We start from the raw sequence: 26,869 nt of genomic DNA, 5'->3' as shown, positions 1-26,869 counted from the left end.
ATAACAGTCACTACTTGAAATTCAGACGTGCGTCATCGCGGGACGTATGGGAGGGAAGAGCTCAGGCGGCCACGCGGGCGGACGACACCACGTCGTAGCGGTCCAGCGCCGTGGCCGCCACCAGGTTGTGGGAGCCCAGTGGCTCGGACATGGCGACGTTGTGCTGGGCGGCGAAGGCGGCCACGCGGTCGGTGATCCGGCCGGGCGCCAGGAACCACGGCGCGATCACCACACGCCGGGCGCCGGCAGCGCGGACGGCGTCAAGGGACTCCGCCAGATTGGCATACGGACCGGTGGCGAAAGCCGTCTGTGTTGCGGCCCAACGGGTTCCGGTGGCCAGCGTCGTGGCCACCGAGGCAGTGCGGGCATTGGCCTCGGAATTCGACGAACCCACGGCCACCACCACCACGCCCAGGCCGGTCTCGTCGGCGGACACCCCGGCTTCGGCCAACCGGTGCCGCAGCACAGCGAGCAGAGCGGGATCCTCACCCAGGGCGTCGGCCCGTCGCGCACACCGTCCGGACTCCGCGATCACCGCCGGAATGTCCACCCGCGCGTGGTACGCCGAGGCCAGTAGGAACGGTGTCACCACCGCGTCCTCGGTGGCGGTCAGCACCTCGGCCAGCGAGGGAGACGTCTGCTCCAGGAAGGCGGCGCGTACATCCAGCCACGGCCGCAGGCGCCGGATCCGCCCGGCCACGGCGTGCGTCACCGCAGCGGACCGCGGGTCGGCGCTGCCGTGGGCGGTCAGCACCAGCGCCGGGGCGAACCCCGTCATGACGCGTGCAGGCCGCACTCGGTCTTGGCCTGACCGGCCCACCGGCCGCTGCGCGGATCGGAACCCGGGGCGGGCTTGGCGGTGCAGGGGAAGCAGCCGATGGACGGGTAACCCTCGTCCACCAGCGGGTTCACCAGGATGCCGTGGGTGTCGATGTAGCGCTGCATGTCCTCGTCGGACCAGGCGGCGATCGGGTTGATCTTCACCAGCCCGAACGCCTCGTCGAACGAGATCAGGGGCGCGTTGGCGCGGGTCGGCGCCTCCACCCGCCGGATGCCGGTCACCCACGCGGTGTAGCCCTTGAGCGCCTTGGACAGCGGTTCGACCTTGCGCATCCGGCAGCAGGCCGCCGGGTCCCGGGCGAACAGGTCTTTGCCGTAGATCGAATCCTGTTCGGGCACGGAGTTTTCCGGTGCGACGTTCACCACGTGCACGTCGTAGACGGACTCCACGGCGTCGCGCGTGCCGATGGTCTCGGCGAAGTGGTAACCGGTGTCCAGGAACAGGATGTCCACGCCGGGCCGGACCTTGGCCGCCATTTCCACCAGCACGGCGTCCTGCATGTTGGAGGCCACCACATATGCGCCGCCGAAGTTCTCGTCGGTCCAGCGCAGCAGCTCCTCGGCAGAGGCCCCGTCGAGCTCGGCCGCGCCGCGCGCAGCGATCTCCCGCAGGTCGGTCTCCGTCACACCACTCACCTCAACAGTCATCGATTCACCTCAGGTCCGCTTCGTCGGCTCGCACAGCCCACTGGGCGAAACGCTCTCCGGCCTCTCGTTGTTTCACGAAGTTGCGAGTAACCCGGTCGATGTAGGGTCCGAGCTCCTCGGAGGTGACCTTGTGCTGGCGCAGCTTGCGGCCGAAACCGCTGTCCAGGCCCAGGCTGCCACCCAGATGCACCTGGAAACCCTCGACCTGTCCGCCGTCGCCGTCGTCGACCATCTGGCCCTTGAAGCCGATGTCGGCGATCTGGATCCGCGCGCACGAGTTGGGGCACCCGTTGACGTTGACCGTCACCGGCACGTCCAGTTGGGCATTGATGTCCTCGAGCCGCTGCTCCAGTTCGGGCACCAGCGACTGCGACCGCTTGCGGGTTTCCGCGAAGCTCAGTTTGCAGAACTCGATGCCGGTGCAGGCCATCAGGTTGCGCCGCCAGTTCGACGGCTGTGACGGCAGGCCCAGTTCTTCGAGCGCAGCTTGGAGGTTGGCCACCTCGTCATCAGGCACGTCGAGCACGATCAGCTTCTGGTAGGGCGTGAAGCGCACCCGGTTGGACCCGGCCGCCTCGGCCAGGTCGGCGACCTTGGTGAGGATGGTGCCCGACACGCGCCCCGCGATCGGCGCCACTCCGACGGCGTTGAGCCCGTTCTTGAGCTTGGTCACGCCCACGTGGTCCATCGGCCGGGTGAGCGGATCGGGCGCAGGGCCGTCGATCAGCGGCCGCTTCAGGTACTCGGTTTCGAGAACTTCCCTGAACTTCTCCACGCCCCAGTCCTTGATGAGGAACTTGAGCCGGGCCTTGGCCCGCAGCCGGCGGTAACCGTAGTCACGGAAGACACTGACCACGCCTTCCCAGACGTCGGGCACCTCGTCCAGCGGCACCCAGGCGCCGACCCGCTGGCCCAGCATCGGGTTGGTGGACAGCCCGCCGCCGACCCACAGGTCGAACCCGGGGCCGTGTTCGGGGTGGTGGACTCCCACGAAGGCCACGTCGTTGACCTCGTGCACCACGTCCTGCAGGCCGGAGATCGCGGTCTTGAACTTGCGCGGCAGGTTCGAGTACTCCGGCTTGCCGATGTAGCGCTTGACGATCTCGTCGACCGCCGGGGTGCCGTCGAGCACCTCGTCGGGGTGTTCCCCGGCCAGCGGTGAACCCAGGACGACACGTGGGCAGTCGCCGCACGCCTCGGTGGTCTGTAGACCGACCTCGTCGAGGCGGCGCCAGATCTCCGGCATGTCCTCGACCCGGATCCAGTGGTACTGGACGTTCTCCCGATCGGAGAGGTCGGCGGTGTCGCGGGCGAACTCAGTGGAGATTCCACCGAGCGTGCGCAGGGCCGCGGTGGTCAGCGCGCCACCGTCGCTGCGCACCCGCAGCATGAAGTACTCGTCCTCGAGCATGTCGGTGTTGTCGTCACCGGTCCAGGTGCCGTCGTAGCCGGGCTTGCGCTGGGTGTAGAGACCCCACCAGCGGAACCGGCCGCGCAGGTCACCCTTGTCGATGCTCTCGAAGCCGCCCTTGGCGTAGATGTTCTCGATGCGCGCCCGCACGTTGAGTGGGTTGTCGTCCTTCTTGGCCTGCTCGTTGGGGTTCAGCGGTTCCCGGTAGCCGAGGGCCCACTGGCCCTCACCCCGAGGACGCTTGACGGGACGGGCCTTGGCCGGGTTCTTCTCAGAAGATGTCATGTGATGTGCTCCTGGACAGGAGCCGGCGTTCGGAGCGCGCTGCTACCGGGGGCTGACCGGTCGACGCAGATCCGGCGGCCAGCTGAGGTTATGGGCAGGCTGGGCGAGATCAAGCCGTCAAGGCAGACAGCAACAGCTACAGACACGCTTGAAATCGACATGCCGCCGCGACACGAGAGCTGGCTTACGTGCGGCGATCACCCGGCCATTCTGCCACGCCGCCCTCATGGCACCCAATCAGGCCAGACTTGGGCTCACCCTGAGCGAAACCCGCGCCGGGACCGATCCGCTGGTTGGGGGAGACTGGAGTGCATGACCGCTCCACCCGCAGCGCGCGAAGCGCCCCGCTTCGCCATGACCCGCGGTGGTGCGTTCGGGATCTACGTGCACGTCCCGTTCTGCGCCACCCGCTGCGGATACTGCGACTTCAACACCTACACCCCGGGTGAGCTGGGTGGCGCCAATCCCGACGGCTGGCTCGCGGCGGTCCGCCGGGAACTGCAGCTCGGCGCCGCGCAGCTGCCCGCCCCGGTGGTCGACACCGTGTTCGTCGGCGGCGGCACACCGTCGTTGCTGGGTGGCTCCGGGCTGGCCGCCGTGCTGGACGCGGTGCGGGACGCCTTCGAGCTGGCGCCGGACGCCGAGGTGACCACCGAGGCCAACCCCGAATCGACATCACCGGAGTTCTTCGACCAGATCCGGGGGGCCGGCTACACCCGGGTGTCGCTGGGCATGCAGTCCGCGGCGGCGCACGTGCTGCGCCTGCTGGACCGCACCCACTCCCCGGGCCGGGCTGTCGCCGCAGCGGGCGAGGCGTCGGCGGCCGGCTTCGACCACGTCAACCTGGACCTCATCTACGGCACGCCGGGTGAGACGGACGACGATCTGCGCCGCTCGGTGGACGCGGTCATCGGTGCCGGCGTCGACCACCTGTCGGCCTACGCCCTGGTGGTCGAGGACGGCACCGCGCTGGCCCGGCGGGTCCGCCGCGGCGAGATGGCGGCGGTGGACGACGACGTGCTGGCGGCGCGCTACGAATTGCTCGACGGTATGGTCCGCGCCGCCGGGTTCGACTGGTATGAGGTGTCGAACTGGAGCCGCCCCGGTGGCGAGTGCCGACACAATCTCGGCTACTGGGGCGGCGGCCAGTGGTGGGGCGCAGGCCCCGGCGCCCACGGCTTCATCGGGGCAACCCGGTTCTGGAATGCCAAGCACCCCAATGCCTATGCCGCACAGCTCGAAGCGGGGGAGCTGCCCATCGCCGACTTCGAGGAACTCTCCGACGGCGACCGGCACGTCGAGGACGTCCTGCTCAACGTCCGCCTGCGCGCAGGACTGCCGCTGGAGTTGCTGCGCCCCGTCGAGCGGGAGCGGGTGCCCGCCGTGGTGGCCGAGGGACTGGCCGCCGTCCACGGTGACCGCCTGGTGCTCACCGACCGCGGGCGACTGCTCGCCGACGGCGTGGTCCGCTCCCTGCTCGAGTGACTTCGGCGCGCTGGTAACCGCTGCGCGGTCACGCGCGCGCCGAAATCACCGCTGGGCGGCCGGGCGGATGATGATCTCGTTGACGTCGACCTCCGGCGGGGTGCCGACGGCGTAGGCCAGCGCATCGGCGATGGCCTCGGGGGAGATGGCGTTGCGCCGGTACTCGGCCATCGCGTCGCGGGCCACCGGGTCGGTGATGGTCTCGGCGAGTTCGCTGGTCACCACGCCGGGGCAGATGGTGGTCACCCGCAGCCACGGCGGCGACTCCTGCCGCAGCCCTTCGGTGATGGCCCACGCGGCGAACTTCGTGCCGCTGTACACCGCATAGGTGGGGCCGACCTCGTGCGCGCCGACAGACGCGATGGTCACCACATGGCCGCTTTCCTGACGGCCGAACACCGGCAGCGCCGCCGCCAGCCCGTGCAGCAGCCCACGGACGTTGACGTCGATCATCTGGTCCCACTGGTCGACCAGGCCGGCGTCCAGCCGCGACAACGGCATCACCCCGGCGTTGGCCACCAGCACATCGAGATGTCCGTGCCGGGCCACGATGTCGTCCACCGCCGCCTGCACGGAGCCGCGATCGGTGACGTCCAGCTCGCGGGGTTCTATCCCGTCGACCTCGCCGGCCAGCTCGTGCAGCAGATCGAGGCGGCGGGCGCCGGCGATCACCGTCATGCCGTCGTTCGCCAGCCGGCGGGCGATGGCGCGGCCGATTCCACTGCTGGCCCCGGTGACCAGCGCTACGGACTTGCTCATGATTCTCCTTCGGTCCGGTGTCACCAGTCACTCTGCGCCGGAACCCGCGGTCGAAAAAGGATGCGGTGTTCCTGGGTGCAGCGCACCCAGGAACGGGTCGTGACCGGTCGGCACGACCTAACATCGATGTCATGGCAGGAGAACTCGGGGATTTTCTGCGTGCGCGGCGCAGCGCGGTCTCGCCCGCCGACATCGGGTTGACCAGTTACGGGCAGCGCCGGGTCAGCGGTCTGCGCCGCGAAGAGGTGGCCGCGCTGGCGGGCCTGTCGGTCGACTACTACACGCGCCTGGAGCAGGGCCGTGAAACCCGGCCGTCACCGGCGGTCGTGGACTCGCTGGCGCAGGCGTTGCAACTGCCCGACGACGGCCGAGGCCACCTCTTCCGGCTCGCCGGGCTGAGCCCGCGGGAGATCGGCGCGGGCAGCACCGCCGTGGATCCGGCCCTGCTGCAGCTGATGGATATGTGGCCGGACAACCCGGCGCTGGTCTACAACCGTGCCTACGACGTCCTGGCCACCAATGCGATGGCCGACGCACTGTTCGGCGGCTGGGCGCACTCGACCAACTTGTTGCACGTGGTGTTCACCGAGCCGGGCGCCCGTAGCTTTTATACCGACTGGTCGGTGGTGGCGCGGGATTCGGTGGCGGGCTTCCGCCACGGGCACGGGCTGGCTCCCGACGACCCGCGCATCCGCGCCGTGCTGGCCCACCTCCTGGACGCCAGTCCGGAGTTCGCCGAGCTGTGGGCCGAGCACGATGCGCGCGGCAAGACGTGGACGTCGAAGCGGTTCTGCCACGCCGCGGTGGGGGCGATGACGCTGACCATGCAGACCTTCGACGTGCGCTCGAGTCCCGGCCAGGAGTTGGTGGTCTACCACGCCGAACCGGACTCACCCAGCGCCGATGCGCTCAAGGTGCTCGGCACCCTGGCTGCCGAGATCACCCTCGGGTAGCAGTCCAGCGGTCGGGCGGTCTGTGCCACTATTGGCCGCATGGACGAGTTGTTAGGCAAGCCTACCCAGACCACGGTAGAGCCCCAACCCGCCCCGGAACCGATCGCGATCGTCGGCATCGGATGCCGCCTTGCCGGCGACGTCACCACCCCCGCGCAGTTCTGGCAGTTCCTGCTCGACGGCGGCAGCGCGGTCCGCGAGATCCCCGCCGAGCGGTGGGAGCCCTACCTGCGCCGCGATCCCCGCAACGCAGCCGTGCTCACAGAGACCAACCCATTTGGCTCCTTCCTCGACGACCTCGCCGGCTTCGATGCCGAGTTCTTCGGAGTGTCACCGCGCGAGGCCGAGCTGATGGACCCGCAGCAGCGGCTGGCGGTCGAGGTGTGCTGGGAAGCCCTCGAGCACGCGGGCATCGCACCGCGTTCGGTGGCCGGCAGTGACACCGCGGTGCTGATGGGCGTGAACTCCGACGACTACGGCAAGCTGCTGATGGAAGACCTGCCGGGCATCGAAGCGTGGACCGGTATCGGAACCTCGTTGTGCGGCGTCGCCAACCGGGTGTCGCATCTGCTCGACCTGCGCGGGCCCAGCGTCGCGCTGGACGCCGCCTGCGCGGCCTCCCTGGTCGCGGTGCACCAGGCCTGCCAGCTGCTACGCGACGGCGAGACGACGCTGGCCCTCGCCGGTGGGGTGAGCGCGCTGATCGGGCCCGGCCTCACCCGCGTCCTCGACGTCGCGGGGGCCACCGCGCCCGACGGGCGCTGCAAGTCATTCGACGCATCCGCCGACGGTTACGGCCGCGGGGAGGGCGCTGCGGTGGTGGTGCTCAAACGGGTGTCCGACGCCCGCCGCGACGGCGACCGGGTACTGGCGGTGATCCGCGGCGGCGCGGTGGCCCAGGACGGCCGCACCGTCGGCATCATGTCGCCCAACGGTGACGCCCAGGCCCAGCTGTTCCGCCGGGCGTGCGCCGTCGCGCAGGTGCCACCGGACTCCGTGGGCTTCATCGAGGCGCACGGAACCGGAACGCCCACCGGCGATCCCGTCGAACTCACTGCGCTGGCGCAGGTGTACGGAGCGGGTCGTGACGCGCCCTGCGCCGTCGGCTCGGTGAAACCGAACACCGGCCATCTCGAAGGCGCCGCCGGGGTGGTCGGCCTGATGAAGGCCGCATTGGCGCTGCACCACAAAGTCATTCCGGCCACCGCCGGTATCCGGAAGATGACCCGCGCACTCGACTGGCCCGCCAGCGGACTGCGGGTGCCCACCGAGCCCGAGCCGTGGCGAGAGGCGCAGGGCCCACGGCGTGCGGCGGTCTGCAGCTACGGATACGGCGGCACTATCGCGCACGTGCTGCTCGAAGAGGCACCTGAGTCGGCTGCCGAGACGTCCGAAGAACCTCTCCCCGTGGTACTTCCGATCTCGGCCCGATCACAGGCCCGGCTGACCATCCAGGCCGCAGCGCTGGCGGACGCGCTCGACGGGCAACCACTCGAGCAGGTGGCCACCACCTTGTGGACCCGGCGCTCACACGAGCCCGTCCGGGCCGCCGTGGTCGCCGAGAGCCGGGACGACGCCGCGGCGGCGCTGCGGGCCATTGCGGCGGGCGAGCGCGACCCCCGGGTGGTGACAGGCACCGCTGTGCCGGACACCGGTGCGGTCTGGGTGTTCTCCGGGCACGGATCGCATTGGGCGGGAATGGGTTCCGAGCTGCTGGACACTGAAACGCGGTTCGCCGAGGTGATCGATGCGGTGGCGCCGGTGTTCGCCGACGAGCTGGGATTCTCGCCACGGGAGGCGCTGCGGACCGGTGAACTCGGTGGCACGGATCGGGTCCAGGCGCTGACATTCGCCATCCAGGTCGGGCTGGCAGCCGTGCTCCGGGAGCGCGGCGTCGAACCGTCCGCGGTGATCGGCCATTCGGTCGGCGAGGTGGCCGCCTGCGTGGTCTCCGGTGTGCTGAGCTTGCAACAGGGCGCTCACGTCGCGTGCTACCGGGCACGCGGGTTCCGCACCGTGCAGGGCTACGGCGCCATGGCGCTGGTGGGTCTGCCGTACGACGAGGCCGACGCCCGGTTACAGGGCCGCACCGACGTGGTGGCGGCCATCAGTTCCTCGCCGGTGGCCTGCGTCATCTCCGGTGCGATCGGCGCTGTCGAGGCGGTGTGCGCCGAGTGGGCCGATGAGGGTGTGTCGGTGCGTCGGGTGGCCACCGACGTGGCGTTCCACAGCCCCGCAATGGACGCTCTGACCGGTGACTTGGCCCGTCTCACGGCACAATTGGGGCCGTCCGCGCCCGCATGTGTCCCGTTGTACTCGACGGCCCTGGCTGACCCGAGGTCGGCGGCGCCCCGCGATCCCGACTACTGGGTGATCAACCTGCGGGGCCGGGTCCGGTTCGCCGAAGCGGTGAGCGCCGCCGTACAGGACGGCCACCGCGTGTTCGTGGAGGTCTCCGCGCATCCGGTGGTGGCGCACTCCGTGATCGAAACGGTGACGCACCTGGGGAAGCCCGACCCGGTGGTGATCCCGGTACTGCGGCGTGACCAGCCGCAGACGCGAGCGGTCCACGCGGCGGTGGCGGCGCTGCACTGCCACGGTGTCGTGGTGCGATCTCGCCGCGGCCCCTGGGCCTGTGATCTGCCCGGCACGCAATGGCAGCACCGGCACTTCTGGCGCACCCCGACCCCGCCGCCCGGTGGACATGGCGTCCACGACGTCGCCACGCACACTCTGCTCGGCGGACGACTGGATGTCGCCACCACCTCGACGGTGGTGTGGCAGACGCGCCTCGACCTGGACACCCGCCCCTACCCGGGGGACCACCCGGTGCAGGGCACCGAGATCGTGCCCGCGGCCGTGCTGCTGAACACCTTCCTCGCCGCGGCCGGCGCCGATCTGTCAGACGTGCGACTACGGACCCCGGTGGCACCCGGACGCACCCGCGATGTCCAGCTGGTTCGCCGCGACGGCGCGTTGACCCTGTCCACCCGGTTGATCGATGACGAACAGGGCGGGTGGCTCACCCACAGCACCGCGGCGGTAGCCGTCGACAGCGTGGAACCCACACCCGCACAACCGGACTGCCCGGAGGTGCTCGCACCGGGCCACGTCGTGTCCACGCTGGCCGGACTCGGCGTGGCTGCCATGGGATTCGGCTGGGACATCCTGGATCTGCGCCGCGGCGCCGGCCAACTGCTCGCGCGGGTGTCCGCGGAGGCTGACGGCTCGGTGCCGGCCAGCTGGGCGAGCCTGCTCGACGCCGCCACCTCCGCCGCCTCGACGGTGTTCGACGGGCCACCCCGGCTGCGCATGCCTGCCCGGGTGGACCGGGTGCGCGTGTACGGCGCCGCGCCGGCCGTGGGCGTCATCCACGTGGTGCGTCGTCCCGGGACGACGATCACCGACGTCACCATCCGGGACACCGCGGGTGCAGTGCTGGTGTACCTGCATGGCATGGGCTTTGAGGAACTCGAGAACGCGGGCCCCTCCGGACAGATCTTGCACGAGTTGGTGTGGTCGTCGACGCCGTACCCCGCCGACGCCCGGCCCGACGAGGTGGTGCTCGTCGGTGGCGATCCGGACACGCTGGCGGTGGTGCAGGCAGTCCTCACCGCGGCCGGCGTCCCGTTCCGGCTGTGCCCCGATCCTGAAGGGTTACCGGGCGATCTGGGCCCGGGTGCCGTGGTGCTGATGCTGCCGAGCGAGCAGGACCCTGCTGCGGAATCGGTGCGGCAGGTGCTCGACGCCCTCGCCGTGATGCACACCGGCCGCGCCCGGCTCTGGGTGCTCACCCAGCGGGTGCACGAGGGCGACAACGTGACCCACGCGCCGCTGTGGGGGGTGGCCCGGGTGGCCGCCGCCGAGCACCCCCGGGTGTGGGGTGGCGTGCTGGACCTCGCCGATGCGCGGATACCGTTGGGCGCCCTGGCTTCCCTGGCGGGCAACGGCGTGGTGATGGTGCGTGGCGGGGTGGCCCGGGTGGCCCACCTGGAGCCCGTCGCACCCGGGCCCGGTGCCCCGCTGACCTGTTCGCCGGCAGGAACGTATGTCATCACCGGCGGCACCGGAGCGCTGGGGCTGCGGATGGCGCAGCACCTCGCCGATCGGGGAGCGCGGCGGCTGGTTCTGCTGTCGCGGTCCGGTGTGCCGCCGCGATCGCAGTGGGGCGGCATCGATTCCGAGGCGACGCGGGTGGTGGCCGCGCTCGAGGAGCGAGGTGTCAGCGTGCAGGTGGCCGCGGTCGACATCGGCGCGCCCGACGCCGCGGAGACACTGCGGGCGGCGCTGGCCGACCTGCCCCGGGTGCGTGGGGTGATCCACGCGGCCGGAGTCGAAGCGGGAGCGCTTCTGCTGGACACCACTGGCGCTCACCTGGCCGCGACGATGCGCCCCAAGGTCGACGGTGCGCTGGCACTGCATCAGGTCTTCGCGCCGGGGGAGCTGGACTGGCTGGTGCTGTTCTCGTCCTGCGGCTACCTGCCCGGATTCCCGGGGCAGGGCGCCTACGCCGCTGCCAACGCGTTCCTGGACGTGTTCGCCCAGCACCGCCGCAACCTCGGTGACCGGACCACCAGCGTGGCGTGGACGGCGTGGCGCGGCCTGGGCATGGGGTCCACCTCCGGCTTCATCGCCGCGCAGCTGGAGGCGCTCGGCATGGGCACCGTAGCCGCCGACGACGCTCTGGCCGCACTCGACAACGCCCTGCGCGCCGACCGCGCGCACTTGGCGGTGCTGCCGGTGCTCCCCGCGGCCGCGGCGGTGCCGATGCTGGCCGCGGTGGCGCCGGAAGCCGAATCACACCACGCCGCAACAGAACACGAGGGCACCCCCGCCGGGCCCGGTGACACCGATCCGGCCGAGTGGGCACAGCAGCAGGTGCTGGCCGCGGTGGGCGCCGAGCTGGGACTGGCGGCCGACGACGTGGACCTCGCCATGCCACTGGTGGAGATCGGGGTGGATTCCATCATGACGGTGGCGGTGCGGCGGGCGCTGGAGAAGCAGACGGGTTTGGCGCTACCGCCGACCCTGCTGTGGGAACACCCCACCGCGGCGGCCGTCACCAGCCACCTCGTCGAGTTGCTCACCGCGGGCCGCGAATCGGTCGAGGCCTGCTGACGCACCGTTGCGCGGCAGCCGGATGGGGTCACCCCAGGAGCTGGGCGATCAGAGCCGGCTTGTCCACCTTGCCCACCGCCGTCGTGGGCAGTGAAGGAAGCGGCACCAGCACGTCGGGGCGGGCGTGTGTGGACGCGCCGCGCTCGTCGAGATAGGCGTTGAGCTCGGTGAGGGTGATCGGTGGCCCGCCGAAAACCACGGCAGCACAGATCTTCTCGCTGAGGAATTCGTCGGGCAACGGCACCGCCGCGGCGAACACGATGCCCGGATGGGTGTGCAGGTGGTCTTCGAGATCGGTCGCCGAGACGGTCTCACCGCCGCGGTGGATGACGTCTTTGATCCGGCCCACCACCTCGACGTAACCCGCACGGGGTCCCTCGGCGAACAGACGAACCCGGTCGCCGGACCGGTAGAAGCCGTCGGGGGTGAAGGAGCGGGAGTTGGCCTCCTCGGCGCGGTAGTAGCCGTTGATCGTGTAGGGGCCGCGCACCAGCAGCTCACCTTCGGCGCCGGGTGCCACCTCGGCGCCCGTCTCATCGACCACCCGCATCTCGTCGGCGGGTGACATCGGGCGGCCCTGGGTGTGTACCACCACCTCCCGCGGGTCGCCGACGTAGGTGAAATTCAGCATGCCCTCGGCCATTCCGAAGATCTGAGACAGCCCGGGGGACAGGCCGTCGAGGATGTACTCGGCCTCCTGTGGCGACATCCGCGACCCGCCCACCTGCACCCAGCGCAGCGATGTCGGCAGCACCGGCTCCCACTCGCAGGCCTGGGTCCAGACCTTGGCCAGCGCGTTGACCAGACCGGTCACCGTCACCCGGTGCTGGTCGATCAGCGCGAAGCAGGCCTCCGGGCTGGGGTCGGTGGTGAACACGGTGGTGGCGCCCACCGTCATCGAACCCAGCAGTCCCGGACAGGCCAGCGGGAAGTTGTGACCCGCAGGCAGCACCACCAGATACGTGTCGCGAGAAGTCATTCCGCAGGCCTGCGCGCAGGTCCGGGCGTTGTAGACGTAATCGTCGTGGGTGCGAGCGATCAGCTTGGGCAGGCCGGTGGTGCCGCCGGAGACCAGGAGCACGGCCGGCAGCGTGGTGTCCACGCTCAGACGAGGTGGCGCGTCCGGTCCGCCGGGGGCGGTCAGCGTCGACCACGACACCTGCGCACCCGCGGCGGGCCCGTCGATGATGATGTGCCGCAGCGCGGCATGCTCAGCGGCCAGCTGTGCGGCCATGGCGCGGGAGTCGAAGGTGGCGGTGGGCTCGGGCACAACCAGGCCCACGGCGCCGCTCACCGCGGCGAAGTGCCCCATCTCGGCGGCGCGGTGCCCTGGCAGGCACAGCACGGGCACCACCCCGGCGCGTAGCAGCCCGAACAATGCGACGGCGAACTGGCACGTGTTGGGGAACTGCAGCAGCATGCGGTCACCCGGCAGCACGCCCAGGGCTGCGATCCGGCCCGCCACCCGGTCAGCCAGCGCGTCGAGTTCGGCGAAGGTGTATCGGTGCTCGGTGTCGACGACCGCGGTGCGGTCCGGCCAGGCCGCGGCGGCGTCGCGCAGGATCGAATCCAGCGGATCGCCGGTCCAGAACCCCTTCTCGCGGTACGCGGTCACGCGCTCGGGCGCGAACGGCACGAAGCCGCGGGCCAGATCCGGGTAATGGTCCAGGTCATCGGCGTGCCGACCGTCGAATCCCGCGCTCATCGCTCGGTGTGGCCCCTTCGGGTAGGAGTGTCAGGTCACCCGAATATAAGGTAGCGTCCCCTCAGTTAGGGCAGCCTGTACTAATTCGGAGGTAAACCACGTGGGTGTCGTCGCGACCACCGCTGACACCGTCCACACCGAGGTGGCCGAACTCCTCGGTGTCAGCCCCCACGACCTCGACCCGCACGCCGACCTGATCGCCGCCGGGCTGGATTCCATCCGCATGATGGCGCTGTCGGGGCGCTGGCGTAAGCAGGGTATCGATGTCGGCTTCGCCGCCCTGGCCGAGCAGCCCACCGTCTCGGCCTGGACTGACCTGGTCTCGCGTCGCGCGGCGCCGCAGACGCCGGCCACCCCGCCCGAGCAGACGGACGGCGACGACCCCGCAGCACCGTTCCCCCTGGCTCCCATCCAGCACGCGCTCTGGGTGGGCCGCAACTCCGATCAGGCCCTCGGTGGTGTCGCCGCACATCTCTACGTCGAATTCGACGGCCGCGGAGTCGATCCCGAGCGCCTGCGGGCGGCCGCCGCGGCCCTGTCAGACCGGCACCCGATGCTGCGGGTCGACATTCTGCCCGACGGCACCCAACGCATCGGCGACCGCACACTGCTGCCCAAGATCACCGACCTGCGTCACCTCGACGACGCGGCCGCCCGCGAGCAGCTGGAGATCATCCGGGACCGCAAGAGCCATCAGATCCTCGACGGTGAAGTGCTCGAGATCGCGCTGACCCTGCTGCCCGACGGCGCCACCCGCGTCCACGTCGACCTCGACATGCAGGCCGCCGACGCGGTGAGCTACCGCAACTTCATGGCCGACCTCGCGGCCCTCTACAAGGGCGACGACCTGCCGCCACTGCGCTACACCTACCGGCAGTACCGGTCGGCGTACATCGCGCAGTACCCCGCGCCCACCGAGGCGGACCGAGCCTGGTGGGCCGCCCGCATCCCCGAGCTGCCTGAACCGCCGGCCCCGCCGCTGGTGCCCCGCTCCGAACAGGCCGATCCGCGCCGCAACACCCGCAGGCACCACTTCTTCGACGCCACCGCCAAGGAGGCGCTGTTCGCCGCCGCCCAGCGCCGCGGGATCACCCCTGCCATGGCGGTCGTAGCGTCGTACTCCGGTGTGCTGCGCCGGTGGTCCACCAACTCACGCTTCCTGCTCAACCTGCCGATGTTCGGCCGCGAGCCCTACCACGCCGACGTCGACAAACTGGTCGGCGACTTCACGTCGTCGCTGATGCTCGACATCGACCTCACCGACACCACCACCGCCGCCGAACGCGCGCAGGTGGTGCAGGACACGCTGCACAGCACGGTCGCCCACTCCAGTTACTCCGGGCTCTCGGTGCTGCGCGACCTCACCCGCCACCGCGGAACCCAGGTACTGGCGCCGTTCGTGTTCACCAGCGCACTGGGCCTGGGTGATCTGTTCGCCGGCGACGTCACCGAGCAGTTCGGCACCCCGGTGTGGCACATCTCGCAAGGACCGCAGGTGCTGCTGGACGCCCAGATCACGCCCTTCGACGGCGGCCTGCTGCTCAACTGGGATGTCCGCGAGGATGCCTTCCGCCCCGGCGTGATCGACGCGATGTTCGCCTACCACCTGGCCGAACTCCACCGCCTGGCTTCCGACGACGCCGCCTGGGATGCCCCGGATCCATCGCCGGTACCGGCGGACCAGCAGCAGATCCGCGACCAGCTCAACGGCGTTCGGGCCGCGCCCAGCGGTGACGCGTTGCACGACGGGTTCTTCCACGCCGCGGCAGCCACTCCCGACGCCCCGGCGGTGTTCAGCAGCCTCGGCGACCTCAGTTATGCGCAGTTGCGCGATCAGGTGCTGGCTGTCACGGCCACGCTGCGCCACCGGGGGGTACGCCCGGGTGACGTGGTGGCCGTCATGGGACCCAAGACCGCCGAGCAGATCCCGGCACTGCTCGGGATCTCCGCGGCCGGGGCCACCTACCTGCCCGTCGGAGTGGACCAGCCGGCCGACCGTGCCCGCCGTATCCTCGAGACTGCCGGTGCGCACTCGATCCTGGTGTGTGGCAGCACCATCGAGCCCATGCCCATACCGGCACTGACCGTCGCCCAGGCCATCGAGCAGGGAGCCGGCTCGATCGCCGACACCGAACCAGCCCGCGTCGACCCGCGTGATACCGCCTATATCCTGTTCACCTCGGGTTCCACCGGCGAACCCAAGGGCGTCGAGATGAGCCACGACGGCGCCATGAACACCATCGAGTTCCTCAATGGGTACTTCGAGATCGGTGCCCGCGACCGGGTGCTGTTCCTGTCCACCCTGGAATGCGACATGTCCGTGCTCGACGTGTTCGGCATGTTGCGCGCCGGCGGGTCGGTGGTGGTGGTCGATGAGCAGGATCGCCGCAATCCCGACGAGTGGGCCCGGCTCATCCACCAACACGGTGTCACCGTGCTGAACTTCCTGCCCGGCTGGCTGGAGATGCTGCTCGAAGTCGGGCACGGCCGGCTTCAGTCGCTGCGGGTGGTCCCCACCGGCGGCGACTGGGTGCGCCCGGAGATGGTCCGAGCCCTGCGCGCCGAGGCGCCAACGGTGCGGGTGGCCGGACTGGCCGGCGCCACCGAAACTGCCACGCATTGCACCATTTTCGAGCCTGGCCCGCTCGAGCCGCAGTGGTCGGCCATCCCGCTGGGAGCACCGTTTCCGAACAACTCCTGCCGCGTGGTGGCCGCCGACGGCACCGACTGCCCGGACTGGGTACCGGGGGAGTTCTGGGTCACCGGACGCGGTGTGGCCAACGGGTACCGCGGCCGCCCCGACCTCACCGCCGAGCGCTTCGTCACGTATGACGATCGCACCTGGTACCGCACCGGTGACCTCGTCCGCTACACCCCGGGTGGGGTGCTGGACTTCGTCGGCCGGGTCGATCACCGGGTGAAGGTGAGCGGCTACCGCATCGAACTCGGCGAGGTGGAGGGCGCATTCAGCAAGGTCGGCGGCGTCGACGGCGCCGTTGCAACGGTGCTCGACGTGCCCGGACGCCAGCAGCTGGCGGCCATCGCCCGGGTCAGCGATCCGGCCCTGACGGCGCAGACGTTGACGCAGGCCCTGGCCGAACATCTTCCGCCACACATGATTCCGAGCCGAATCGAGATCGTGGACGCCATCCCGTTCACCGTCGGAGGCAAGATCGACCGCCGCGCGGTGGCCGCCCTGCTGGCCGAGCGGGCCGCCCAACCGGCAGTCGGTGACCGCGTCCGCGTCAGCGCGCCGTCGACCACCCTGGAACGTGCGCTGGCCCGGATCGTGGCCGATCTGCTGGGCCGCGACAGCGTGTGCACCAATGACGACTTCTTCGCTCTCGGGGGTGATTCCGTGCTCGCGACCCAGGCGGTGGCGCGTATCCGGGAATGGCTGGACGCCCCGCAGGTCTCCGTGTCGGACATCTTCGCCGCGCGTACCGTCTCGGCGCTCGCGGCCGTTCTGACCGGCCACGAAGGGACGAACCAGCGGCTCGACGCGGTGGCCGAGCTGTACCTCGAGGTCACCGAGATGGGTGGCGCCGACGTGATTGCGGCGCTCGAGACGTCGTGATGGGCCGGCTCGAATTCCAGCCGTGGATCAAACGATTCCCCGGCGGCGGCACCGTGTCGGTGGTGGTGTTCCCGCACGCCGGGGGAGCCGCCGCGACGTACCGGGATTTTGCGACGGCGCTGGCGCACGCCGGGGCCGACGCCTACATCGTGCAGTATCCGCAGCGCGCAGAACGCCTCACACAGCCGCCCGCGCCGACGCTGGAACACCTGGCCGCCGATCTGTTCGGCGCCGCGGACTGGTCCGCGCTCGCCCCATTGCGCCTGTTCGGACACTGTATGGGCGCCCTGGTGGCGTTCGAGTTCGCCAGAACCGCTCATTCCCAGGGGGTCCCGGTGCAGCAGCTGTGGGCCTCGGCCAGCGACGCACCGTCCACCGCGGCCGCGGCGCCGCGGGTGCCCACCACCGACCGGGAGCTGCTGCGCGACGTGGTGGCCCTCGGTGGCACGGACCCGCGGTTGCTCGCCGACGCCGACTTCATCGACATGCTGCTGCCGTCCATCCGCGCCGACTACCGGGCCTGGAACACCTATGCCCGTGATGCCGACGTGCGAGTGCCCGCCGACATCCACGCAGTCGGCGGCACCGCCGACACCCGGGTGGCCGAGAACTCCTTGCGCACCTGGGCGTCACACACCGACGGCGCGTTCACCTTCGAGCTGTTCGACGGCGAGCACTTCTACCTGCACCAGCACCTCGACGCCCTCGCAGCACGGGTGGCCGCATGACCGACCCCGTGGTGATCGTGGGCATGGCCGTCGAAGCCCCCGGCGGGGTGGACTCAGCTCCGGGTTTCTGGTCACTGCTGGCCGAACAGCGCGAGGCACTGGGCCCGTTTCCCACCGACCGGGGCTGGCCGGTCCGCGACATCATCGACGGCTCCCGCCGTGACGGCTTCAAGCCGGTCCATGATCTCGGTGGGTTCCTCACCGACGCAGCTTCGTTCGATCCCGAGTTCTTCGGCATCTCTCCGCGTGAGGCCGTCGCCATGGACCCTCAGCAGCGGGTGGCGCTGCGGGTCGCCTGGCGCGCCGTGGAGAACGCGGGCATCAATCCCGACGAGCTGGCCGGCCACGATGTCGGGTGTTATGTCGGGGCGTCGGTCACCCGGTTCGGTCCCGATCTGAGCGACTACACCGATCAGACCGGCCACCTCATCACCGGGACGGCGCTGGGCGTGATCTCCGGACGGATCGCCTACACGCTGGACCTGGCCGGACCGGCGCTGACCATCGACGCGTCCTGTGCGTCGGCCCTGGTGGCGCTCAACACAGCGGTCACAGCGATCGTGGCGGGCGAGTGCGATCTGGCGCTGGCCGGCGGGGTGTGTGTGATGAACTCACCCGGGTTCTTCGTCGAGTTCGCCAAGCAGCACGCACTCTCCGACGACGGGCGGTGTCGCCCGTACAGCGCACACGCCAGCGGCACGGTCTGGGCCGAGGGCGCGGGCATGTTCCTGCTGCAGCGGCGCTCCGCCGCGCTGCGGGACGGCCGCACCATCCTGGGCGAGATCCGCGCCGGCGCCGTCAACCAGGACGGCCGCACCACCGGGTTGACCGCCCCCAGTGAGACGGCACAGGTACGACTGTTCCGGCGGGCGCTCGACCGGGCCGGGCTGACCCCCGACCAGGTGGGCATGGTGGAAGGACACGGCACCGGCACGGTGCTCGGGGACCGCACCGAACTGCACTCGCTGAGCCGGACCTACGGAGCCACCACCCCGCGCCGGGGTCCGCTGCTGGGTTCGGTGAAGTCCAATGTCGGCCACTCCCAGGCCGCCGCGGGCGCACTCGGCCTGGCCAAGGTACTGGTGAGCGCCCAGCATGCCGCGGTCCCCCCGACCCTTCACGTCGACGAGCCGAGCCGCGAAATCGACTGGGAGGCACAAGGTCTGCGCCTGGCCGACAAACTCACCCCCTGGGTCGCCGCCGGCGGGTACCGCGTGGGTGCGGTGACCGCCTTCGGGATGAGCGGTACCAACTCCCACCTCATCGTGGCGGTGCCCGAGTGAGCCGCGCCGTGTCCTTCCCGGACGGCCGCGTGCCGGTGGTGCTGTCCGCTCACGCCGCCGACCTGGTACGCGCCGACGCCGCCGCCGTGCTCGGTCATCTGGGTGACCGACCCGACGTCGACGTCGCTGCGGTGGCCGCACACCTGCTACGTACCAGGCGAATCCGCCGGTACCGCGCCGTCATCCGGGCAGCCGACCGGGCCGAGCTGATCGCGGGACTGACCGCGGTGGCCGCGGGGGAGGACCACCCGCTGGTGACGCACTCCGGTGTGGCCGCCGCGCCGCGGCTGGCCTTCGTGCTGCCCGGGCAGGGCAACCAGTGGCCGGGTATGGGAGCCGACGCCTACCGGTTGTTGTCGGACTACCGCGCGACGGCCGAGGTGTTCGAGGCCGCGTTCGCCGCGGCCGGGCACGACACCCCGGGGCCCTACCTGCGCGGCGATGCCCGGGAGTTCACCCAGATCCAGATCCAGGCAGCCCAATTCGTGCACGCTGTGGCCCTGGCGGCGGTGTGGCGGGGCTGCGGGGTGACGCCGGACCTGACGGTGGGCCACAGCCTCGGTGAGGTGGCGGCTGCCTACCTCGCCGGCGCCCTCACCGCCGACGCCGCGGTGGGTGTGGTGGCAGCGCGGGCAGCAGTGGTCGGCGAACTGCCCGGCGAGTACGGGATGGCGGTGCTGGGCGTCGACGCCGACACTGCCCGCGCACTGATCGACGGCAACCCGGGGTGGCTGGAGCTCTCGGTGGTCAACGCGGACTCCTCGGTGGTGGTTTCCGGCGAGCGCAGCGCCGTCGCCGAACTGGTCCGCGACGCCGAGCGCAGCGGCCGCTTCGCCCGGCACATCGACGTCGACTTCCCCGCCCACACCAGCGCCTTGGAGCCGCTGCGCGGCACACTGCAGGCACGCCTGCCGCGGGCCGAGTTCACCGACAGCGCCGTGCAGTTCATCGGCTCGGCCACGGGCGCCGTGGTGCTGCCCGGCACCGACTTCGCCGACTACTGGTACACCAACTTGCGCAACACGGTGCGCTTCGACCGGGCACTGCACACGGCCCTGCGATGCGGGGCGACCGCCTTCGTCGAACTCTCCGCACACCCGGCGCTGTTGTTCGCCCTCAGCGACCTCGTTGACAGCGCCCCTGAACTGCCCGAGGGGCCCGCGGTGCTGGTGGGCTCCGGCCACCGGGACCGCCCACTGGTCGACGAGCTGTCGGCCAACATCGCCGCCGCGGCCACCGTCGATCCCGGCTACCGCTGGATCGACCTGCTGCCGCCGGCGCATTCTCCGGCGCTACGTGACTTTCCCCCCGCCCCCATGCGGGCCGGGTTCTTCTGGGCCGCACCCCAACCCATGTCACCGGTACCCACGGTCTCGGTGCTCACGGAGACCTGGGCACCCGCACCGCCCGCGCGTGCCGGCGACCGACGCATCGGTGTGCTCGACCTGGGTGGGGGCGACACGATCGCCGAGAGCATCCGCGCGGCTGCCGCCGACGCGGTGCCGGTCGCCGACGCCGACCTGGTGCTGGTGCTCGCCCCGCGCGACACCGGCGCCGACGTCACCCGCGCGGCTGCCGACCTCGCCGCCCGAGTGGACGCCGGTCTGCTGGACTACGTCGAAGCACTGGGTGCCGGCTGCCGCGACGTGTGGCTGGTGACGGCGGGCGGAGTCTGCGCCAGAGAAGGGGACCCGACCCCCGCACCCGTGCCGGCCGCGTTGGCGGTCATGCACCGCAGCCTGGGTCACGAGGCCGCCGACCACACGTTCCACCATCTCGACCTCCCGGGATGGGATACCGACGCCACCACCCTGCTGGACGCCGTACGCTCGGCGCACGGCGAGGTGGCGCTGCGCGACGGCGGGCTGCTGCGCCGCGACGTCACGCAGAACCCGCCTGACGCCGCACCCCCGCTGCCCGCCGACCAGCTCGACAACGTGGTGATCACCGGTGGATCCGGCACCATCGCCCTGCATTTCGCGCGCCGGCTGGTCGAGCGGGGTGCCCGGCGCGTCGTCCTGCTCAGCCGCCGCGGCGCCGACGCACCCGCGGTCCGGGAGTTCCTGCGCACCTGCCCGGCCGGCGTCGAGGTGCACGCGCCCGCGTGCGACATCACCGACCGGCAATCGGTGGCCGCCGCGGCCGAGGCGTACGCCGACGGTGGTGCGTCGCTGGTGATCCACGCCGCCGGTACCGCGGCTTTCGCACCGCGGCTGCTGGTCAGTGGTGAACACCTGCAGCAGATGTGCGCCGCCAAACTCACCGGGCTGACAAACCTGGTCGACCTCTGGCCGCTGCACCCGGATGCCCGAATGCTGTTGTGCTCCTCGGTGATCGGCGTGTGGGGTGGCAAAAGTGCCACCGGGTATGCCGCAGCCAACCGCCTGCTGGACGTGCTGGCCGCGCAGCTGCGCACCCAGGGGTACCGCTGTGCCTCCGTGCGGTGGGGACTGTGGCAGGGCAGCAACATCATCGACGCCGCCGAGATCAACCGGGTGGAGCGCTCCGGCCTGCAGCAGATGGCCGCCCGTCCCGCCGTCGAAGCCGGGCTGCGTGACCACGCAGGCGACCCGCTGATACTCAGCGCCGACCCGGATCGGCTGCGTACCTTCCTCGACACCGCGGAACCCGAGGCCGGCGCCATCGCCGTCGACAGCCCAGCACACGCGGCCGACGCGGTGCGCGCGGAGCTGGTCAGCGTGTTGAACCTCGCCGACCGTCCGCTGGACCCCGCGGCGACTCTGTTCGACCTCGGCATGGACTCACTGTTGGCCCTCGATCTGCGCAAGCGCATCACGCGGGTCACCGGCCGCTCGGTGGCGCTGGCGACCTTGCTGGGCGGCATCACCGTCCGCGAGCTCGTCGCCACCTTCGAAGAAAGCGATTCCCCCACGTGACTGACATCGACACCACCACCGATGCGCAGCGGCTGGAACTGCTGCGCCGCAAACTGGCCGAACGTGGCCTGCGGGCTGCGTCGGTCGAGTCCGCCGCGACGGCGCCCTCGGATGCGCTGTCGGAGGGACAGTTGCGGATGTACTTCGTGCATGCCGCCGACCCCAGCGGCGCCCTACTGAACGTCTGCCTGTCCTACCGGATCACCGGCGAGGTCGACACCGCCCGGCTGCACGACGCACTGGATGCGGTGACGTTCCGGCACAGCGTGTTACGCACCACCTACCGTGCCGACGAGCTCGGGGTTCCGCACGCGTCGGTGCAGGCCGATCTGCGACCCGGGTGGGCCGAGCACGACCTGTCGGCGCTGCCCGCGTCGTCGCGGAAACTGCGACTCGAGGTGCTGGCGCAGCGGGAGTTCGCCGCGCCGTTCGACCTCGCCGCCGACGCCCCGCTGCGGATCACCGTCATCCGCACCGGGCCTGACGAGTTGGTGATGCTGCTGGTGGCCCATCACATCGCGTGGGACGACGGCTCCTGGGAGGTGTTCTTCACCGACCTCACCGCGGCGTACTGCGGTACGCAGCTGGGGCCCGAGCCCTCCCGGGTGGTCCGTGACGACACCGCCGCAGTCGAGGCCGACGCCCGGTACTGGCGTGAGGTGATGGCCGATCCGCCCGAGCCGCTGGAGCTCCCGGGACCCCACGGCTCGGCGGTGCCCACCAGCTGGCGATCCGCGCGCAGCGCTGTGCGGCTCACCGCGGACAGCGCGGAGCGCATCACCGCCCTGGCCCGCGAGAGTGGCACCACGCCCTACGTTGTTCTGCTGTCGGTGTTCGGCGCGTTGATGCACCGTTACACCCACACCGACGACTTCCTCACCGTGACCCCGGTGCTCAACCGCGACGCCACCACCGGGGGCGTCATCGGCTATCACGGCAACACGGTCGCGATGCGGCTGCGCCTCCGCTCGGACATGACGTTCCGCGAATTCCTGACCACCACCGGCGACACCGCGCTGGGGGCGTTCGCCCACCAGCGCGTCGGCCTGGACCGGATGGTGCGCGAACTCAACCCGGACCGCAGGCACGGTGCCGAGCGGATGGCACGGGTCAGCTTCGGTTTCCGCGGCCCGGACCGGTTCGGGTTCACCCCGCCCGGCGTGCACTGCGAACGCGCCGAGCTGCGCGGCAACCTGACCCAACTCCCGCTGGGCCTCATGGTGGAATTCGACACCAGCGGCCTGATGATCGAGATCGAGCACCTGGTCGAGATCATCGACCCCGCACTGGCTCGCCAGTTGCTCGACCACTTCACCAAGCTGCTGGAAGCTGCTCTGACGCAACCGGATTCGCCGCTGTCACGGTTGGATTACCTGAGCGCGGGGGAGGCGGCCTGGTTGCGGGACGCCACCTACGGCCAAGAGTTCTCCACCACCCCCACGACACTTGCCGACCTGGTGGAAGAGCAGGTCGACCGGACGCCGGATGCCGTGGCCGTGGTGTACGAGGGCCGCCACATCAGCTACCGGGAGCTCAACGCCGCCGCCAACCAGGTGGCACACTGGCTGATCGATCGGGGTGTCGGGGCCGAGGACCGGGTGGCCGTGCTGCTCGACAAGTCGCCCGAGCTGGTGGTCACCGCGCTGGGGGTGGCCAAGGCCGGCGCTGTCTACCTGCCTATCGACCCGACCTACCCCGAGGACCGGCTGTCCTTCATCCTGGCCGACTGCGACGCCGAACTGGTGCTGCGCGAGCCGGTTTCCGGTGTCGAGGACTACCGCACCGACAATCCCACCGATGCCGACCGGGTACGCCCGGTCGGACCGGACAACACCGCCTACCTGATCTACACCTCGGGTTCCACCGGTCTGCCCAAGGGCGTGCCGGTCCCGCACCGCCCGGTCGCGGAGTACTTCGTCTGGTTCAAAGACGAGTACCACGCCGGCGAGAGCGACCGCCTGCTGCAGGTGGCCTCACCCAGTTTCGACGTGTCCATCGCGGAGGTGTTCGGCACCCTGGCGATGGGCTCACGGCTGGTGATCCACAAGTCCGACGGCTTGCGCGACATCGGCTATCTCACCGATTTGCTCCGCACCGAGGGCATCACCGCGATGCACTTCGTGCCCTCGCTGCTGGGCCTGTTCCTGTCGCTGCCCGGCGTCAACGAGTGGCGCACGCTGCGGCGGGTCCCGATCGGCGGCGAGCCGCTGCCCGGCGAGGTCGCCGACAAGTTCCACGCCACCTTCGACGCGCTGCTGCACAACTTCTACGGCCCCACCGAGACCGTGATCAACGCCAGCCGCTTCAAGGTCGAGGGCAAACAGGGCACGCGGATCGTGCCCATCGGCACACCGAAGATCAACACTTCCCTGCACCTCCTCGACGACGCGCTGCAGCCCGTGCCGGTGGGCGTGATCGGCGAGATCTACATCGGCGGCACCCACGTCGCCCACGGCTACCACCGCAGGCCCGGCCTGACCGCCGAGCGCTTTGTCGCCGATCCGTTCACCCCGGGCGCCCGGCTCTACCGCTCCGGGGACCTGGCCCGGCGCAATGCCGACGGCGACATCGAGTTCGTCGGCCGCGCCGACGAGCAGGTCAAGATCCGCGGTTTCCGGATCGAACTCGGGGACGTCGCAGCCGCCATCTCGGTGGAGCCCACCGTGGGTCAGGCGGTGGTGGTGGTCAGCGACCTGCCGCAGCTGGGCCGCAGCCTGGTCGGCTACCTCACCCCGGTCAGCGGCCACAGCGCGGAAACCGTTGATGTGGCGAGCATCCGGGCCCGGGTCGCGGCAGCATTGCCGGAGTACATGGTGCCCGCCGGTTACGTCGTGCTCGACGAGATCCCGATCACCGCGCACGGCAAGATCGACCGCCGCGCCCTGCCGGACCCGGAGATCGGTGCCGTCACCGAGTTCCGCGCCCCCGGCACCGACACCGAACACATGCTCGCGCAGGTGTTCTCGGACCTGCTGGGCCGCGAACAGGTGGGCGCCGACGACTCTTTCTTCGACCTCGGCGGGCACTCCTTGGTGGCGACCAAGCTGGTGGCCACCATCCGGGACAGGTTCGGCGTGGAAGTCGGGGTGCGTGAGATCTTCGAACTTGCCACCGTCTCGGCGCTCGCCGAGTACATTGATGCTGCCGCCGCGGGCAATGGCGCCCCCGGTAGGCCCAAACTCCTGCCTCTGCCGCACGACACACCGATGCCGCTGTCGGCCTCGCAGCTGCGCAGCTGGTTCGCCTACCAGGTGGATGGGCCCAGCGCGGTCGGCAACATCCCGTTCGCGGCGGAACTGCGCGGACCGGTGGACACCGCGGCGCTGGCCGCGGCGATCAACGACGTGGTGAACCGGCACGAGATCCTGCGGACCACTTACCGCGAGATCGACGGTGTGCCCTACCAGATGATCAGCCCGCACGCGCCCGTCGAGGTCCACACCGGCACCGGCGACGAACACTGGCTGACAGCAGAGCTGGACCGGCTGCGCACCCACGTCTTCCACCTCGAACAGGATCTGCCCTTCCGAGCCGCGGTCCTGGCGGCCCCGGACCGGCACGTGCTGTCGCTGGTGATCCACCACATCGCCGGTGACCACTGGTCGGCCACCGTGCTGTTCAGTGATCTGCTGACCGCCTACCGCGCGCGTCGGGCCGGGGACCAGCCCAGCTGGGCGCCGCTGCCGGTGCAGTACGCGGACTTCGGCGCCTGGCAGGGGCAGTTGTTCGGCGACGACGCCGGCATCGTCGCAGCGCAGCGCGACTACTGGACCCGGACGTTGGCCGGCCTGGGAGAGGAAACCGGCCTGCCGCACGACTTTCCGCGCCCACCGGTGCCGTCCGGGGCCGGGGACTCGGTGCCGCTGCACGTTTCAGCGGCCACCCGGGGCATACTGGCCGAGCTGTGCCGTGAACTGGGCGTCACCGAGTTCATGCTGCTGCAGGCCGCGGTGGCAGTGGTGCTGCACAAGGCCGGCGGCGGGCGCGACGTCGCGATCGGCACCCCGGTGGCGGGGCGTACGGAAGCCGAACTGGACCAGCTGATCGGGTTCTTCGTGAATTTCGTGGTGCTGCGCAACGATCTGAGCGGCAACCCGTCCGCGCGGGAGATCCTGGCGCGCGCCCGGGACATGGCGCTCGGCGCCTACGCGAACCAGGATCTGCCGTTCGACCAGGTGGTCGACGCTCTGCGTCCGTCCCGGTCGCTGGCGCGCAACCCGGTGTTCCAGGTCGTCGTCCATGTGCGCGAACAGCTGCCCGCCGGCCGGGTCATCGACACCGGGCCCGAGGGCGACACCACGTTCACCGCCCTGGAACCTCCGTTCGACCTCACCCAGGCCGACCTCTCCTTGAACTTCTACGCCACCCCGGGGTCGACCACCGAGGGCTACAGCGGGCACATCATCTTCCGCCCCGAGCTGTACCGCCGCGAGACGGTGCAGCGGCTGGCGGGTTGGCTGGACCGGGTGCTGGCCTGGTTCGCCGGCGAGCCGGATTCCCGGCTGGGGGAGCTGGAGCTCACCGACGCCGAGGAACGGCGCCGCATCGTCGACGAGTTCGGCGGGGGAACGGCTCTCGTGCTCGACGACGACCTGCACCTCGTGCCCGTGGGTGCGGTGGGTGATCTCTACCTGACCGGCGGCCCGCTGGCCACGGCACAGTGGGCTGCCACCTCACCCGGGCCGTCGCGACTGGTGCCCGATCCCTCTGCCGGCAACCCGGATTCGTTGTGCTACCGCAGCGGTGACCGCGCCCGCTGGCTGTCCGACGGACGCCTGGAGATCCTCGGCAGCCCCGGCCCCACCCGGAGCACGCCCGCCGCCGTCCCGGCCCAGCCGCCGGTCACCGACACCGAACGGGCGCTGGCCGACCTGTTGACCGGGTTGCTCGACGTGGATGTGGTGAACCGGCACGACGATTTCTTCACCCTGGGCGGGGACAGCATCCTGGCGGTGCAGATGGCTTCCCGCGGAAAGGAATCCGGCCTGGCGATCACCGCCCGGATGATCTTCGAGAACCCGGTGCTGGCCGACCTGGCGGTGGCGGTGGACCACCGGGCCGGCGCCGAGGAGGCCTCCGATGTCCACCACGCCCCCATGACCGCATCGGGGCTGTCCACCGACGAACTCGCCGAACTCACCGCGTCCTGGGTGGGTGCCGACGCCGACGGGCGACCGTGA

At 70.7% G+C, this 26,869-nt stretch carries 14 protein-coding genes; 8 read left to right on the top strand and 6 right to left on the bottom strand.

Annotated elements, in window-relative coordinates; genetic code table 11:
- Positions 1-61: 61 nt before the first annotated feature.
- The 4 genes from G6N58_RS29460 to G6N58_RS31275 all read right to left on the bottom strand — a co-directional run bounded on the left by G6N58_RS29460 (position 62) and on the right by G6N58_RS31275 (position 3,412).
- Positions 62-778, bottom strand: a complete 717-nt coding sequence (locus tag G6N58_RS29460) for a sirohydrochlorin chelatase (RefSeq protein WP_115280392.1) — start codon at positions 776-778, stop codon at positions 62-64.
- A complete protein-coding gene (locus G6N58_RS29455) occupies positions 775-1,488 on the bottom strand; it encodes a phosphoadenylyl-sulfate reductase (RefSeq protein ID WP_115280393.1) in 714 nt (237 codons plus the stop codon). Before G6N58_RS29455 ends, G6N58_RS29460 begins: the two co-directional genes overlap by 4 nt.
- A gap of 4 nt (positions 1,489-1,492) precedes the next feature.
- Positions 1,493-3,184 carry a nitrite/sulfite reductase gene (locus G6N58_RS29450; RefSeq protein WP_115280394.1) on the bottom strand — a complete coding sequence of 564 codons (1,692 nt, stop codon included), beginning with the start codon at positions 3,182-3,184 and terminating at the stop codon, positions 1,493-1,495.
- Positions 3,185-3,301: 117 nt separating this feature from the next.
- A complete protein-coding gene (locus G6N58_RS31275) occupies positions 3,302-3,412 on the bottom strand; it encodes an Ms4527A family Cys-rich leader peptide (protein ID WP_353961418.1) in 111 nt (36 codons plus the stop codon).
- Between the two features lie 84 nt (positions 3,413-3,496).
- Between G6N58_RS31275 and hemW the strand changes: the two genes are divergently transcribed.
- A complete protein-coding gene (gene hemW / locus G6N58_RS29445; protein WP_115281958.1) occupies positions 3,497-4,669 on the top strand; it encodes a radical SAM family heme chaperone HemW in 1,173 nt (390 codons plus the stop codon).
- Positions 4,670-4,714: 45 nt separating this feature from the next.
- Here the strand turns inward: hemW and G6N58_RS29440 are convergent, their stop codons facing one another.
- Positions 4,715-5,428: an SDR family oxidoreductase gene (locus tag G6N58_RS29440; RefSeq protein ID WP_115280395.1), complete on the bottom strand. Its 714-nt coding sequence runs from the start codon at positions 5,426-5,428 to the stop codon at positions 4,715-4,717.
- A gap of 131 nt (positions 5,429-5,559) precedes the next feature.
- Between G6N58_RS29440 and G6N58_RS29435 the strand changes: the two genes are divergently transcribed.
- Complete coding sequence (locus G6N58_RS29435; protein WP_115280396.1) at positions 5,560-6,381, top strand: helix-turn-helix transcriptional regulator; 822 nt, start codon at positions 5,560-5,562, stop codon at positions 6,379-6,381.
- A 39-nt stretch (positions 6,382-6,420) separates the two neighbouring features.
- A complete protein-coding gene (locus tag G6N58_RS29430; RefSeq protein ID WP_115280397.1) occupies positions 6,421-11,499 on the top strand; it encodes a type I polyketide synthase in 5,079 nt (1,692 codons plus the stop codon).
- 28 nt (positions 11,500-11,527) lie between these two features.
- On the opposite strand, the gene G6N58_RS29425 is transcribed toward G6N58_RS29430, so the two are convergent.
- On the bottom strand, positions 11,528-13,204 hold the full coding sequence (locus G6N58_RS29425) for a (2,3-dihydroxybenzoyl)adenylate synthase (protein WP_115280398.1): 1,677 nt from the start codon (positions 13,202-13,204) through the stop codon (positions 11,528-11,530).
- Positions 13,205-13,304: 100 nt separating this feature from the next.
- Here G6N58_RS29425 and G6N58_RS29420 point away from each other — a divergent pair, with 100 nt between their 5' ends.
- The 5 genes from G6N58_RS29420 to G6N58_RS29400 are packed head-to-tail and all read left to right on the top strand — an operon-like array spanning position 13,305 to position 26,869.
- The gene (locus tag G6N58_RS29420; RefSeq protein ID WP_115280399.1) at positions 13,305-16,781 is read left to right on the top strand and encodes a non-ribosomal peptide synthetase; all 3,477 of its coding nucleotides are present in this window, start codon (positions 13,305-13,307) and stop codon (positions 16,779-16,781) included.
- Positions 16,781-17,509 carry a thioesterase II family protein gene (locus tag G6N58_RS29415; protein WP_115280400.1) on the top strand — a complete coding sequence of 243 codons (729 nt, stop codon included), beginning with the start codon at positions 16,781-16,783 and terminating at the stop codon, positions 17,507-17,509. Before G6N58_RS29420 ends, G6N58_RS29415 begins: the two co-directional genes overlap by 1 nt.
- Positions 17,506-18,792 (top strand): beta-ketoacyl [acyl carrier protein] synthase domain-containing protein, encoded by a 1,287-nt coding sequence (locus G6N58_RS29410; protein WP_115280401.1) that lies wholly within the window; start codon positions 17,506-17,508, stop codon positions 18,790-18,792. Before G6N58_RS29415 ends, G6N58_RS29410 begins: the two co-directional genes overlap by 4 nt.
- Complete coding sequence (mbtD, locus tag G6N58_RS29405) at positions 18,789-21,689, top strand: mycobactin polyketide synthase MbtD (protein WP_115280402.1); 2,901 nt, start codon at positions 18,789-18,791, stop codon at positions 21,687-21,689. Before G6N58_RS29410 ends, mbtD begins: the two co-directional genes overlap by 4 nt.
- Complete coding sequence (locus G6N58_RS29400) at positions 21,686-26,869, top strand: non-ribosomal peptide synthetase (protein WP_163908532.1); 5,184 nt, start codon at positions 21,686-21,688, stop codon at positions 26,867-26,869. Before mbtD ends, G6N58_RS29400 begins: the two co-directional genes overlap by 4 nt.

The sequence above is a fragment of the Mycolicibacterium tokaiense genome (genome assembly GCF_010725885.1).
In the GTDB taxonomy this organism is placed as follows: Bacteria; Actinomycetota; Actinomycetes; order Mycobacteriales; family Mycobacteriaceae; genus Mycobacterium; species Mycobacterium tokaiense.
This window is presented reverse-complemented; position numbering and strand designations above follow the sequence as displayed.

Coding starts and splice junctions, on each gene's coding strand:
- G6N58_RS29440 (WP_115280395.1), bottom strand. CDS start 5,428: ATGAGCAAGTCCGTAGCGCTGGTCACCGGGGCCAGCAGTGGAATCGGC.
- G6N58_RS31275 (WP_353961418.1), bottom strand. CDS start 3,412: ATGAGGGCGGCGTGGCAGAATGGCCGGGTGATCGCCGCACGTAAGCCA.
- hemW (WP_115281958.1), top strand. CDS start 3,497: ATGACCGCTCCACCCGCAGCGCGCGAAGCGCCCCGCTTCGCCATGACC.
- G6N58_RS29410 (WP_115280401.1), top strand. CDS start 17,506: ATGACCGACCCCGTGGTGATCGTGGGCATGGCCGTCGAAGCCCCCGGC.
- G6N58_RS29430 (WP_115280397.1), top strand. CDS start 6,421: ATGGACGAGTTGTTAGGCAAGCCTACCCAGACCACGGTAGAGCCCCAA.
- G6N58_RS29460 (WP_115280392.1), bottom strand. CDS start 778: ATGACGGGGTTCGCCCCGGCGCTGGTGCTGACCGCCCACGGCAGCGCC.
- G6N58_RS29415 (WP_115280400.1), top strand. CDS start 16,781: ATGGGCCGGCTCGAATTCCAGCCGTGGATCAAACGATTCCCCGGCGGC.
- G6N58_RS29435 (WP_115280396.1), top strand. CDS start 5,560: ATGGCAGGAGAACTCGGGGATTTTCTGCGTGCGCGGCGCAGCGCGGTC.
- G6N58_RS29455 (WP_115280393.1), bottom strand. CDS start 1,488: ATGACTGTTGAGGTGAGTGGTGTGACGGAGACCGACCTGCGGGAGATC.
- G6N58_RS29425 (WP_115280398.1), bottom strand. CDS start 13,204: ATGAGCGCGGGATTCGACGGTCGGCACGCCGATGACCTGGACCATTAC.
- G6N58_RS29450 (WP_115280394.1), bottom strand. CDS start 3,184: ATGACATCTTCTGAGAAGAACCCGGCCAAGGCCCGTCCCGTCAAGCGT.